We start from the raw sequence: 12,390 nt of genomic DNA, 5'->3' as shown, positions 1-12,390 counted from the left end.
ACAACTGGTTACAAGCAATCAGGCAAGTGTAGTCGACTATACGCACCCTCGTGCTTGGAGTTCGGCTAGGCATTTGTTTAGCCCTGCTTTGCTCAATCTGCTGCCAACCCAAATGAAGAAAAAGCGCCTCGGCTAGTGGCTGGTAATGGGTTGAATATTAATCAATTACGATAGTTATATGCTGTGGATAATCAAAAAGAGCCGCGCCATTCTACTTGTTGAATCAAGTGGATTAGCGCGGCTCCAAGAGCGCTGCCTATAGGGGGTTGGCCGCTAACCGACCAGCTTACTAGGCCACTATAAACAAAGTCATCAAAGAGCAGGACTTCGTAACAGAGCCTCCGCTACTACTAAATCTTCGGGGGTAGTTATCTTGAGGTTGCGGTAATCACCGGGCACCAGCTGAATGGGGTGCAAATCCTCTACCACGCTGGCGTCATCGGTGAAGGTTGAGAGCTCTGGCAACTGGTAAGCGCGCTGTAACAAGGTCAGCTCAAAGCACTGTGGCGTTTGCACGAGCCGCAGCCGGGAACGGTCGAGGGCGAAGGAGCCTTGCTGGCTCACGCTACGTACGGAGTCTTTGGGGGCTACGGCAGCAATGGCCGCGCCGTGTTCTTCTGCTGCTGCAAAAGTGGCCTCTATTACTGAAGCTGGCACTAGGGGACGTACGCCATCGTGCACGGCAACCGTGCCCGTCGTTAGCCCTTGTAAATGGATCAGCCCGTTACGAACTGAGGCCCATCGGCTATGCCCACCCGCCACCACCGTATGCGGAATAGTCACGCGGTGCTGGTCGCAGAGCTCCTGCCAGATAGCAAATTGATCTTGGGGCAACACTACGATGCATTCCTGCACGCGCAGCGCAGCTTCCGTGAAACGCCGGAGGGTATGCAGCAACACCGGCTCTCCCAACAACTCCAGGAATTGCTTGGGCCGCCCAGCTCCCATGCGCGTGCCGCTGCCACCGGCCACCAGAATAGCAAAGCGAGGGGAGTTGGAAGGGGCAGGGGAGGCAGCGGGTGAGTTCATGGTATATAGATTGAGCCGTAAAGTACGCACAGAGCCAAATACAAAACGCCGAATACCTCGCTGGGTATTCGGCGTTCGGTTGATCGAGCAGTGCGCTAGGCCACTACAGGCTGAGGTTACAGAATCAGCATGGCGTCGCCGTAGCTGAAGAACTTGTATTTCTCTTTAATAGCCAGCTGATATGCCTCTATCAGCAACTCATGGCCAGCAAAAGCCGATGCCATCATCATTAGCGTGCTTTCCGGGGTGTGGAAGTTGGTGAGCAGCGCATTCGAGATTTTAAAATCGTACGGAGGGAAGATAAACTTATCTGTCCAGCCTTCCGTGGGCTTCAGGCGGGAGTGCGCCGACACCGAAGACTCCATGGCGCGCATAGAAGTGGTACCAATGGCACAAACGCGCTTTTTAGCGTCTAGGGCCCGGTTTACTACCGCCGCCGAATCTGCCGGCACGATGAAGTTCTCCGAGTCCATCTTGTGCTTGGTCAGGTCTTCCACATCAACGGGGCGGAATGTGCCTAGGCCTACGTGCAGCGTTACCGGAACCACGTCTACACCTTTAATCTCAAGCCGCTTCATTACCTCGCGGGTGAAGTGCAGACCGGCTGAAGGTGCTGCTACAGCACCAGTGTGCTTGGCATAAATGGTCTGGTAGCGCTCTTTATCGGCGGCTTCCGTTTCGCGAGGAATGAACTCCTTGGGAATAGGGGTTTCGCCTAGGTCGTGCAGAGCTTTGTAGAACTCCTCATCGGAGCCATCAAACAAGAACTTGATAGTACGGCCACGCGAAGTGGTATTATCGATAACTTCGGCTACCATGTCGCTTTCGCCGAAATACAGCTTGTTGCCTACCCGAATTTTCCGAGCGGGGTCAACCAGCACATCCCAGAGGTGAATTTCTTTGTTCAGCTCGCGCAGCAGGAAAACTTCGATTTTCGCGCCAGTTTTTTCCTTGTTACCATACAGGCGGGCTGGGAATACTTTCGTGTCGTTCACAACGAAAACATCACCCTCGCCGAAGTATTCGATGATATCTTTGAATACGCGGTGTTCAATCTTGCCGCTGTCGCGGTGCAACACCATCAGGCGAGATTCGTCTCGGTTTTTGGCCGGGTGCTGCGCCAATAAGTTTTCAGGCAGGTCAAATTTGAACTCGGACAGTTTCATGGGCCAGACAGGGCAATAGGTGGGGAACCTAATGAAAAAATTGAGCCGCAAAAGTAGGCATTCGCGCCGGATTAATCGTTACTTTTCGCCCGAAAAGGTGAGGCCTTGCTCCACTGAGCTACTGGTTAACTGGTTATACTGATACGTTTACGGTTCTGGCTTACACCCCCGCCTCATCCTGGCTCTCATGAAAGCATTGCGCCTGACCCTGGAGAGTTTCCGCTTCGCGTGGCAAGCTCTCAAATCCAACTTACTACGCACTATCCTGTCCTTGCTGGGGGTAACGGTAGGCATTTTTGCCATTATTGCCGTGTTTACCGTCGTCGACTCACTGGAAACGAATATCCGGCAGAGCATGAGCTTTGTGGGCGACAAGGTGATTTATGTGAATAAGTGGCCCTGGGTATTTGAGTCCAACTTTGCTTGGTGGAAATACTTTAACCGCCCGGTGCCTACGGTGCGTGAGTTCCGGGAGCTACAGCGTCGCTTGGGGCCAAACAATAATGGTGTAGCCATTTTTGCTAACACCAGCGGCAACTTGTTTAAAGTGGGTAGCAACAGCATGGAAGGCTGTAACCTGCAGGGGGTTAGCTTAGAGTTTAACAAGGTATCAGAAGTGCCTATTGCCGAAGGGCGCTATTTCACTCCCCAGGAGGTAGAGTCGTCTCGTAATGTGGCTATTATTGGCGCTGAAATAGCCGAGAACTTATTTCCGAATGGCTCTGCCCTGGGAAGAGAGTTTAAAACTCGCGGCCAGAAGTTTATAGTAATTGGCGTGATGCAGAAGGAGGGCAAAAAACTGCTGGACACCCCCAGCAACGACACCAATTGCCTGATTCCCTTCGGCATGTTCACCAAGATGTTTGCCCTGAATACCAACGGGCAGGGCGGCGTGTCGCCCAGCATCGGTATCAAAGGCACCGACGATGACCCGGGCCTGCTGGACCTAGAGTATGAACTCAAGGGCGTAATGCGCAGCATTCGGGGCTTAAAGCCACAGGAAGAGGACAACTTTGCCCTAAACCGTCCCGAGATGCTAGCCAATGCCATTACCAAACTCTTCTCCGTGATAGGTATTGCGGGGGCCGTAATAGGGTCCTTTGCTATGCTGGTGGGTGGGTTTGGCATTGCCAACATCATGTTTGTGTCCGTAAAGGAGCGCACCAACATTATCGGAATTCAGAAGTCATTAGGGGCAAAGAACTACTTCATCCTGTTTCAATTCCTGTTCGAAGCCGTATTCCTCTGCCTGCTGGGCGGGGCTGCCGGTATTCTGCTGGTGTGGCTGATTACCTTGATCCCACAAGAAGGCCTGCCGCTCTTTCTAACGCCCGGTAATATTTCGCTAGGCCTTACGGTGTCGGTTGTAATTGGGGTGTTGGCTGGCATTATTCCGGCCGTGCTAGCTTCCAACCTCGACCCCGTTATTGCCATCCGGGCGCAGTAGAATAGTGCTGCTAGTGCTCTGAAACAAGAAACCTGATGTGTGTGGCGAAAGCTAAACAGGCCTAGCAACCAGCTAACAATTTCATGATCTAGACTAGCGTAATGTTAACAAATTGTTAACTTGCCGGTCGCTACTTTTGGTCGCCTTCCTTCCGTGAGGCGGCCTTCTTTTTGCCTTTTTCCTAATTTTTTACCCGGCGCAGGCCTATCCCCACCGCCATCGGCAACTTCGTGCCGCCAGCTGCCTGTGCCCTTCTTACCCCGTGTAGCTCTTATGTCGAAGCTCAAGAAAACCAGCCGAACTAAAGTGGCCGATCAGGTCATGAACGCCGGTAGCGGCCAGACCATCGTCCAGCCCGATATCAATAATAACAAAGTTACTACCATCAGCGATATTCGGGAGCAAACCCACGGGCAGCGTACCGTGCAGCTCGATGACGAGCAGCGCATCCGGAAGGCGTTCGTGGATAAAGACTGGAACGAGATTAAGATTGCTGACTCGTGGCAGATCTTTAAAGTGATGGCCGAGTTCGTGGAGGGCTTCGAGAAGATGACCAAAATCGGGCCCTGCGTTTCAATTTTCGGTTCGGCCCGCACCAAGCCCGAAAACCCCTACTACCAGATGGCCGAGGAAATTGCGGCTAAGCTGGTGCGCCACGGCTATGGCGTAATTACAGGCGGTGGCCCTGGCATTATGGAGGCTGGTAACAAGGGCGCCCGCTCAGAGGGTGGCCGTTCAGTAGGCCTCAACATTGAGCTGCCCTTCGAGCAGTTCCACAACATCTACATCGACCCCGACAAAGTGATCAACTTCGATTACTTCTTCGTGCGGAAAGTGATGTTCGTGAAGTATGCTCAGGGCTTTATTGGCATGCCCGGGGGCTTTGGTACGCTCGATGAGCTGTTTGAGGCTATCACCCTAATTCAGACCAAGAAAATTGGCCGCTTCCCCATTGTGCTGGTGGGCTCAGCCTACTGGAATGGCTTGTTCAAGTGGATTGAAGACGTGATGCTGCACGAAGAGCACAACATCTCGCCCGAAGACATGGAACTGGTCCAGATTGTGGATGATGCGGAAACAGCCGTAAAAATCATCGACGAGTTCTACAGCCGTTACCTGCTCTCGCCAAACTTCTAAGCCGTTCCGACGAGCTGAACCATTCGAAGCCGCCGCTTTTCTCTCGGGAGAAGCGGCGGCTTTTTCGTTCAACATTCAGTAATGAGAGGTGAACAGTGGTGCAATAGAGAATAGTGATGGTATCTTGTTCCCTTTCTTCTGTACAAGCACACCTTATGCACAGCACATCTACTTCTTTAAAAAACTGCGAAATATTTATTGTGCCCCGTTGGGCGGGAGCTTCGCACAGCGACTGGTATCCCTGGTTAGGGGAGCAGCTTCAGGCCGTTGCCACCGAAGATGGCTTCAACTATCAAGTGCACGCCCTGAACATGCCGGCCTGGGATTTGCCCGTTATTGAGCGGGCCGTAGACTACCTGATGGAAGTGTTACCCCCTGAGCGCCTGGGACCGAACGTGTATTTGATAGGCCACAGTGTGGGCTGCCTAGCTATTCTACACTACCTAGCGCGCGTGGCGGAGCAGAACCCAACAGCAACTCAACTAGGTGGTGTGCTATGCGTAGCAGGCTGGTTTTCGGTAGATAGCCCTTGGCAGGATATCCTGAACTGGATGCATGCTCCCATCAACTTTGAGGCTGCCCGCCGTCTTATCCCGGAGGAAAAGCTGACGGTGCTCCTGTCCGACGATGACCCGTACACTTCTGGTTACCAGGACAACGAGCGCCTGTGGGTAGAGCGGCTACGCTCGCAGGTAAGCATTCTGGCGGGCCGGCAGCATTTCAGCTCTCAGCTTGATTTCGACGTGCGCGATGCCGTGCGTGATTTGGTTGGGGCCCTCTCACCGTCATCGATTGGGTAAGCTTAAGTAAAGCGGACTGTCTTAACTTGCGACGGCGGCCCTTTCGGCCGCCGTTTCGTATGGCAGCAATCTTTGATTTCGACTATCTGATTGTGGGAGGTGGGGCCGCCGGCCTGAGCCTAGCCTACCACATAAGCCAGGAGCCGCGTTTGCGCCATAAGCGGGTGTTGCTGCTGGAGCCCGAGGCCAAGGATATTAACGACCGCACGTGGTCGTTTTGGGCCGATGAGCCAAGCCTGTTCGATGGGATAGTGGCCTACGAGTGGGGCCGGATAGCTTTCCGGAGCCCAGACTTTGAGCGGGTATTTGATCTGAAGCGCCACCGCTACAAGATGATCCGGGGGCTCGATTTCTACCGATTTGTACGAAGCGCCCTGGCCAACAACCCGCAGTTTACGTTCCTGCAAACTACCGTAGGCCACCTATATGACCTACCGGGCGCGGGGGTGCAGGCCACCACGCCCACCGGAGAGTTTACGGCTCGTTATGGCTTTGACAGTCGCCCACCCCAGCTAGAGCGGCGCCCTGAGAAGCACCGATATTTGCTGCAGCACTTTGTAGGATGGGAGGTAGAAACCGGCGAAGATGCCTTTGATCCGGCCACGGCCGAGTTTATGGACTTCCGGGGCGACCAGCATCAGGAAGCGCGGTTTATGTATGTGATGCCGTTCAGCAAACGCAAGGCGCTGGTAGAGTATACCCTATTCTCCGCGGAGCTGCTGCCCAAACAGTCCTACGAAGAAGCTATGCGCGCTTACCTACGTGATACGCTGGGCGTAACCAACTTTCGTATTGAGGCGGAAGAGGTGGGCGCTATCCCCATGACAGACCACCCCTTTCCGGCGAGTGCCGGAGCGAGCATCATTAACCTAGGTACTAGGGCCGGGCGGGCAAAACCAAGTACGGGCTACGCCTTTAAGCGTATTCAGGCGCATTCGGCCCGCTTGGTGGCCGCGCTGGCTAGCACGGGCCAGCCCCCTCAGCACCTTACCGGCGACCAGTGGCAGTTCCACCTCTTCGATACGCTACTGCTCGACATCATGCAGCGCCGCGGGGAGCACACCCGCAACATCTTCGCTCAACTCTTCCAGCGCAACCCTCCTGAGCGCATTTTTGACTTTCTAGATGAGCGCACTTCCTGGCGAGAGAACTTTCAAGTGATGAACTCCGTGACGCCATGGCCGTTTCTGCAATCCATCTGGCATGTTGTCAGAGGTAGGCCAGGGAGACGGTGAATGAGTGTAATGAGCCGTTTGCCATACCCCAACAAAACGTTAGCCTAAGCGAAGTCAAGTCACCTCTACCGTTTCAGTGCAGAGGCCTAGGCCAGTTGAATAACCAGAGGGAAGTTTGGGCGACCTTCTGTTCGGCCTCCTCAGCATAAAATTCTTATTACAAGCCGCTTCACTCATTCACCATTACCGCATCACCGTCAGGCTTTCCTCGCTTTCCAGGTACTCCCGGGCGGCGCGGACGGTTTCGGGGGTTAGAGGCTCTAGCTGCGGAGTGGGAGCGGATAGGTTGAGCAGGTAGCCGCCGGGGAGAGCTAGAAGATTGTCGAGGTCGTGGGTGATGCAGAGGATGGTTTTTTGCTGCTCCTGCACCCAGGATTGCAGCAGATCAAACACGCGGCGGCGGTAGTACACATCGAGCTGCTGCGTGGGCTCATCAAGTAGATACAGCGCTGCGTCTTGTAGGCTGAGCTGGGCCAGCCACACCAGTTGCTGCTCGCCCCCAGAGAGCTGGGTGAAGTCGCGGGTAGCGAGGTGGGCGGCTCCTACCCGGGTCAGCGCCGCATCGGCCAGGGCGTAATCAGTGGTGGAGTAGGCACTCAGAAAGCGGTGGTGGCGGAACCGGCCCATTACTACCAGCTCCCGCACCGATATAGAAAATTCCACGCTGCCCCGCTGCGGCAGGTAGGCCAGTAAGCCGCTGGTAGCTGGCTGGCGCACGGTGCGCAAGTCCTGGCCTAGCACCCGGATGGCACCCTCATATGGGATACGGCCCGTGAGTGCCCGGAAAAGAGTGGTTTTGCCGCAGCCATTGTGGCCTACAATAGCTACAAACGCAGGCTCCGGTACGGACAAAAAAAGATTGCGGAGCAGGACACGCTGTCCATACCCCGCAACCAACTCTTCTATCTGTAAAACTGGGTTGATAGGTGTTACGTGCTGGTTGTCAGAAGAACGGGTTATTGGACTCGTCATACTGGCAACTGGCAATTCACAACTGGTAACTCAATTAATACTCGTCTTCGTTGAACATGAAGTCCTCCTTGGTCGGATAATCCGGCCAAACTTCTTCAATGTTCTCGTAAGGCTGACCGTCGTCCTCCAGGGCCTGCAGGTTTTCCACTACTTCCATCGGGGCACCCGAGCGGATAGAGTAATCGATGAGCTCATCCTTGGTGGCGGGCCAGGGTGCATCTTCCAGATACGAAGCAAGTTCCAGAGTCCAGTACATAGTCGTGTGTGCTACTAAAAAAGGTTGGCAAATTGTAGAGCGTCGTTAGCAAAAATCTAGCCGAGGCAAAGGGCATGACACCATTACCGGCCTAGGGTTGCTTTTGCTGACGACAACGTAAAATACAAACGAAGGTTGAGTTACTTGGTAACTCGCTGACGTAACATTTCAATCAGGTCATTTTTGGTGCGGATTTTCCGCTCAAACGCTCTGATTTTGCCTTGTAGCATCGTGCGGAATGCCTCGTTACCCGGCGAGTCGTTGAGCTTGCCTAGGTTTTCTTCCAGCACTTCCTGCTCCTGCTTGTCGTATTTGATGAAGTCGCGCAGGGCTTGCACCCGAATGTTTACCTGCTCCTCCGGCGAGCCGGCCTCTGGGCCAGCTGGCTGGCGCTTCCGGATGAAGTGCTCCAGGGCGCTCATCTCGAACACCTTATCGCAGGCCAGGATGAACTGCTCCCACACCCGGTCAGATTCTTCACCGCGCACAGGGCCCACCTTTTTCCAGGCGGCCTGCAGCTCCTTGGCACGGGCTACAGCCTGCGACATAGGCTGGCTGAGCAGGGCCTGCGCTTCGGCTACCAGGGCCCGCTTGCGGGTCAGGTTGTCGTCGGTGGAGGTGGTCTGGCCCTCCGTGCGCTTGCTCTCGATGTGCACCTTCAGGCGCTCAAAGAAGTGGTTGTGCGCCGCCCGGAACCGCGTCCAGAGGTCGTTGGCCTGCTTGCGGGGCAAGGAGCCGCCTACTTCTTTCCACTCCTGCTGCAGCTGCTTGAGCTTGCGGGTAGTCTCCTCAAAGTCGTTGGAGTTCTGCAGGGCCTCCGACTTGTGAATGAGCTCCTTATAGCGGTCATACACGCGGTTGACCATGGCCTTTTTCTCAGCCAGGAACTCCTTCTTATTGGCGAAAAACTTATCAACGGCCGCTTGGAAACGGGTTTCCAACTCGTCGGTGAGGTGCTTCTCCACGGGGCCGGTCTTGATCCAGCCCTGGCGCAAGTCCTTGATTTTCTCGGTGCCGGCCTGCCAATCAATGGTGTTAGCCAGCTCCTCTGTTTCCTGAATCAAGCCAATTTTGGTAGCCAGGTTTTTCTCGCGGTTGCGAACAATGGTAACCTTAATTGACTCCTCCGCTTCCGTGAGGCGACGGTGCAGGCTTTCAAAATCCCCCAGGGCATCGTAGCTGCCCACCTGCTCCTTGAGGTGGAGGGCTTTCATCAGGAAGGAGCCTTTGTTCTCAGACTCCTCAATCTTCTGCAGCAAGTCTTCCACCTTGTTGCGGAAGAGCTCGAAGCGCTGAGCAAAGTAGATCAGGGATGCGTCGCCGGACTCTTTGACCTGACCCACCTGCCGGGCAGGCAGGTCCAGCAGCGGGCTAAGCCACACCTGGTCGCCCTCGATGTAGCCATAACGGCGGGCTTCGGCCAGTAGGTGGTCTTGTTGTTCCATAAGTAGAATAGAGGGGGAGCGGAATAGGTGGAAAGGTCGGTATTTAGGCCAAAAAGCTGTACAAGTTTACGGGTTGTCGGCCAAATCCTTGATGAAAGCAAACCGCGGAATCTTTATCCGGGCTGCCTACCTTTGACCTGCCTGACAAAATCAGGAACTCGTCGCTTGTCAGATAGTTGGTTGTTTCCGTGTGCAAGAAGCTACGCACGGACGGTCAATGCGGTTATTTTCAGAACACAGCACACATACAATACCGGGTTAAATCAAGTAGACTCACCGCCCCGCCAACCGGGGTGGGAATCAGCCCGCAAAATAGAAACCTAATTTGTACGCGCAACTTTTAGTTGCTGTCTCTGGGCCCAGCTCCTCGGGGCTAGGCCACCTTTTCAGCCATTATTTGCCTTTTCTTTCTTAGTAAACCATGAGCGACCAACCCACCATTATCTTCTCTATGGAGAGGGTAAGCAAGATTTTTCCCCCGCAAAAGCAGGTTCTCAAAAACATCTATCTCTCGTTTTTCTACGGCGCTAAAATTGGCGTGCTAGGCCTAAACGGCTCGGGTAAGTCCAGCCTGCTCAAGATCATTGCCGGCGTAGACAAGCAGATTCAGGGCGACGTGGTATGGTCGCCGGGCTACTCGGTGGGCTACCTGGAGCAGGAGCCCCAGTTGGATGCCACCAAAACCGTACTGGAAGTGGTGCAGGAAGGCACCGCCGAAACTGTAGCTCTGCTAAAGGAATTCGACGAAATCAACGAAGCCTTCGGAGCCGAAGATGCCGACTTCGATAAGCTGCTGGAGCGCCAGGGTACTGTGCAGGAGCGCCTCGACCAACTCGACGCCTGGAACCTCGACAGCAAGCTGGAGCGCGCCATGGACGCCCTGCGCACACCCGCCCCCGATGCCATCATCGGTAACCTCTCGGGTGGAGAGAAGCGCCGCGTAGCCCTGTGCCGCCTGTTGCTGCAAGAGCCCGATGTGCTGCTGCTCGACGAACCCACCAACCACCTCGACGCCGAAAGCGTGCTGTGGTTGGAGCAGCACCTGCAGCAATACAAAGGCACCGTAATTGCCGTAACCCACGACCGATACTTCCTCGACAATGTGGCCGGTTGGATTCTGGAACTCGACCGCGGCGAAGGTATTCCGTGGAAAGGCAACTACTCCTCGTGGCTGGAGCAGAAGTCGAACCGCCTGGCCCAGGAAGAGAAAACCGAAAGCAAGCGCCAGAAAACCCTGCAGCGCGAGCTGGAGTGGGTGCGTATGGCCCCGAAAGCGCGCCAGGCTAAGAGCAAGGCCCGCCTCGCTGGCTACGACAAAATGGTGAACGAAGACGCCAAGGAGAAGGAGCAGAAGCTGGAGCTGTTCATCCCGGACGGTCCGCGTCTGGGAGCTCAAGTAATTGAGGCCGAAGGGCTGACGAAAGCCTTCGGCGACAAGCTCCTGTTCGAAAACCTGTCGTTCAACTTGCCCCAGGGTGGTATTGTGGGTATCATCGGCCCGAACGGCGCCGGTAAAACCACCCTCTTCCGCCTCATCACCGACCAGCTTCAGCCCGACGCTGGTACGTTCGTAGTAGGCCCCACGGTGCAGACGGCCTACGTCGACCAGCAGCACGACACGCTGGACCCCAACAAGTCGGTATTCGAGACGATTTCTGGCGGTACCGAAACCATGCTGCTGGCCGGCCGCCAGGTGAACTCCCGCGCCTTCGTGAGCAACTTCAACTTCCGCGGCGGCGACCAGGAGAAGAAAGTTGGTAGCCTCTCGGGCGGTGAGCGTAACCGCGTGCACCTGGCTACTACCCTCAAGCAAGGCGCCAACCTGCTCCTGCTCGACGAACCCACCAACGACCTGGACGTGAATGCCATCCGGGCCTTGGAAGATGCGCTGGAGAACTTCGCCGGGTGCGCCGTTATTATCAGCCACGACCGTTGGTTCCTGGACCGCCTCGCCACGCACATTCTCGCCTTCGAGGGCGACTCGCAGGTGGTATGGTTCGAGGGTAACTTCTCCGACTACGAGGAGGCCAAGAAGAAGCGCCTCGGCGACGTGGAGCCCAAGCGCGTGCGCTACCGCAGCCTAAACTAAGGCTTCAGTTTAGCCAGATAAAGAAGGCCCTGCTTTGTCGCAGGACCTTCTTTTTGGTTTCAGCGTGTTAGGTATGGGCTCCTAGACCAAGGCCTTCGTCAGTAAATTGAGGGCCTTTTTCGATCCTATGCGTTGTAGCACTTTGATCTCGCCGCCCTTCACGGCATTGTAGGAGCTGAAGAAGTGCTCGATTTCGTGGAGTGTTTCATCGGCTATGTCTTTGATTTCCGCAATGTGCTTGTGCTGGCGCGAGTTGTTGGCTACGGCCAGCAGCCGGTCGTTGCGGACGATAGAGCCATCATCCTCGCGCTGCTCAATTTCTAGAGCTCCGATGACGCGAGCCTCTACCACGCAGCCGGCGAAGGTGGGCGCATCGAGGAGGAGGAGCACATCGAGCGGGTCGCCGTCTTCGGCTATGGTGGAGGGCACAAATCCGAAATCATAGGGGAAGCTGTGGCCTTCGGGTAGCACACCCTTCAACATAAATACTCCTAAGTCGGGCTCGTAGGCCACTTTGTTTCGTTCGCCCTTGGGCGTTTCAACTACTACATGCACAAGGGTGCGTGAATGAGCGGCGTAGGCCGGTAATTTATCGAGGGGAGGAGCCATGAGCGAAGCGTAAGCGTTTGCGGGCTCTACGGCGTGCAGTGTAGGTATTGTTATAGTTGGGTTCGGCTGTTTGAGCGGCTATAGTGGCCTAGCACTTGTCCCGGAAATCAGGTACATCCCGTCGAGCTTGCGGCGATAATTCGCATGCTGCCGCAGTGGTAGTAGTTTAATAAACCGAGCAAGATTCACTTAGCTATACTTGTAA

Annotated in this window: 11 protein-coding genes; 5 read left to right on the top strand and 6 right to left on the bottom strand. The window is 55.1% G+C overall.

Annotation, left to right across the window (positions count from 1 at the left end):
- Positions 1-312 precede the first annotated feature (312 nt).
- Both EU557_RS20590 and queA read right to left on the bottom strand, forming a co-directional pair.
- Positions 313-1,029 (bottom strand): 2-C-methyl-D-erythritol 4-phosphate cytidylyltransferase, encoded by a 717-nt coding sequence (locus EU557_RS20590; RefSeq protein WP_135532360.1) that lies wholly within the window; start codon positions 1,027-1,029, stop codon positions 313-315.
- 116 nt (positions 1,030-1,145) lie between these two features.
- Positions 1,146-2,195, bottom strand: a complete 1,050-nt coding sequence (gene queA / locus EU557_RS20585; RefSeq protein ID WP_135532359.1) for a tRNA preQ1(34) S-adenosylmethionine ribosyltransferase-isomerase QueA — start codon at positions 2,193-2,195, stop codon at positions 1,146-1,148.
- Between the two features lie 187 nt (positions 2,196-2,382).
- Between queA and EU557_RS20580 the strand changes: the two genes are divergently transcribed.
- From EU557_RS20580 to EU557_RS20565, 4 genes are all read left to right on the top strand, one after another.
- Entirely contained in the window at positions 2,383-3,642 is a 1,260-nt protein-coding gene (locus EU557_RS20580; RefSeq protein WP_135532358.1) for an ABC transporter permease, read from the top strand.
- A gap of 273 nt (positions 3,643-3,915) precedes the next feature.
- Positions 3,916-4,779 carry an LOG family protein gene (locus EU557_RS20575; protein ID WP_210116098.1) on the top strand — a complete coding sequence of 288 codons (864 nt, stop codon included), beginning with the start codon at positions 3,916-3,918 and terminating at the stop codon, positions 4,777-4,779.
- 155 nt (positions 4,780-4,934) lie between these two features.
- On the top strand, positions 4,935-5,579 hold the full coding sequence (locus EU557_RS20570) for an alpha/beta fold hydrolase (RefSeq protein WP_167855297.1): 645 nt from the start codon (positions 4,935-4,937) through the stop codon (positions 5,577-5,579).
- Between the two features lie 59 nt (positions 5,580-5,638).
- Positions 5,639-6,814: a lycopene cyclase family protein gene (locus EU557_RS20565; RefSeq protein WP_135532356.1), complete on the top strand. Its 1,176-nt coding sequence runs from the start codon at positions 5,639-5,641 to the stop codon at positions 6,812-6,814.
- A gap of 183 nt (positions 6,815-6,997) precedes the next feature.
- Here EU557_RS20565 and EU557_RS20560 read toward each other — a convergent pair whose 3' ends face one another.
- The 3 genes from EU557_RS20560 to EU557_RS20550 form a co-directional block, all read right to left on the bottom strand.
- The gene (locus EU557_RS20560; RefSeq protein ID WP_135532355.1) at positions 6,998-7,786 is read right to left on the bottom strand and encodes an ABC transporter ATP-binding protein; all 789 of its coding nucleotides are present in this window, start codon (positions 7,784-7,786) and stop codon (positions 6,998-7,000) included.
- Between the two features lie 34 nt (positions 7,787-7,820).
- A complete protein-coding gene (locus EU557_RS20555; protein ID WP_019948259.1) occupies positions 7,821-8,042 on the bottom strand; it encodes a DUF2795 domain-containing protein in 222 nt (73 codons plus the stop codon).
- A gap of 140 nt (positions 8,043-8,182) precedes the next feature.
- Positions 8,183-9,487 (bottom strand): DUF349 domain-containing protein, encoded by a 1,305-nt coding sequence (locus EU557_RS20550; protein ID WP_135532354.1) that lies wholly within the window; start codon positions 9,485-9,487, stop codon positions 8,183-8,185.
- Positions 9,488-9,908: 421 nt separating this feature from the next.
- Between EU557_RS20550 and ettA the strand changes: the two genes are divergently transcribed.
- A complete protein-coding gene (gene ettA, locus EU557_RS20545; RefSeq protein ID WP_135532353.1) occupies positions 9,909-11,576 on the top strand; it encodes an energy-dependent translational throttle protein EttA in 1,668 nt (555 codons plus the stop codon).
- 81 nt (positions 11,577-11,657) lie between these two features.
- Here ettA and EU557_RS20540 read toward each other — a convergent pair whose 3' ends face one another.
- Positions 11,658-12,185, bottom strand: coding sequence for an inorganic diphosphatase (locus EU557_RS20540; protein ID WP_135532352.1), 528 nt, complete (start codon positions 12,183-12,185; stop codon positions 11,658-11,660).
- Between the last annotated feature and the right edge of the window lie 205 nt (positions 12,186-12,390).

This window comes from Hymenobacter wooponensis, assembly GCF_004745865.1.
In the GTDB taxonomy this organism is placed as follows: Bacteria; Bacteroidota; Bacteroidia; order Cytophagales; family Hymenobacteraceae; genus Hymenobacter; species Hymenobacter wooponensis.
The sequence above is the reverse complement of the archived record's forward strand: the minus strand, read 5'-3'. Positions and strand labels throughout refer to the sequence as shown.

Excerpts from the sequence above, each read along its gene's own strand:
- queA (WP_135532359.1), bottom strand. The coding sequence starts at position 2,195 with ATGAAACTGTCCGAGTTCAAATTTGACCTGCCTGAAAACTTATTGGCG.
- EU557_RS20560 (WP_135532355.1), bottom strand. The coding sequence starts at position 7,786 with ATGACGAGTCCAATAACCCGTTCTTCTGACAACCAGCACGTAACACCT.
- EU557_RS20575 (WP_210116098.1), top strand. The coding sequence starts at position 3,916 with ATGTCGAAGCTCAAGAAAACCAGCCGAACTAAAGTGGCCGATCAGGTC.
- EU557_RS20565 (WP_135532356.1), top strand. The coding sequence starts at position 5,639 with ATGGCAGCAATCTTTGATTTCGACTATCTGATTGTGGGAGGTGGGGCC.
- EU557_RS20540 (WP_135532352.1), bottom strand. The coding sequence starts at position 12,185 with ATGGCTCCTCCCCTCGATAAATTACCGGCCTACGCCGCTCATTCACGC.
- EU557_RS20550 (WP_135532354.1), bottom strand. The coding sequence starts at position 9,487 with ATGGAACAACAAGACCACCTACTGGCCGAAGCCCGCCGTTATGGCTAC.
- EU557_RS20590 (WP_135532360.1), bottom strand. The coding sequence starts at position 1,029 with ATGAACTCACCCGCTGCCTCCCCTGCCCCTTCCAACTCCCCTCGCTTT.
- EU557_RS20570 (WP_167855297.1), top strand. The coding sequence starts at position 4,935 with ATGCACAGCACATCTACTTCTTTAAAAAACTGCGAAATATTTATTGTG.
- EU557_RS20555 (WP_019948259.1), bottom strand. The coding sequence starts at position 8,042 with ATGTACTGGACTCTGGAACTTGCTTCGTATCTGGAAGATGCACCCTGG.
- ettA (WP_135532353.1), top strand. The coding sequence starts at position 9,909 with ATGAGCGACCAACCCACCATTATCTTCTCTATGGAGAGGGTAAGCAAG.
- EU557_RS20580 (WP_135532358.1), top strand. The coding sequence starts at position 2,383 with ATGAAAGCATTGCGCCTGACCCTGGAGAGTTTCCGCTTCGCGTGGCAA.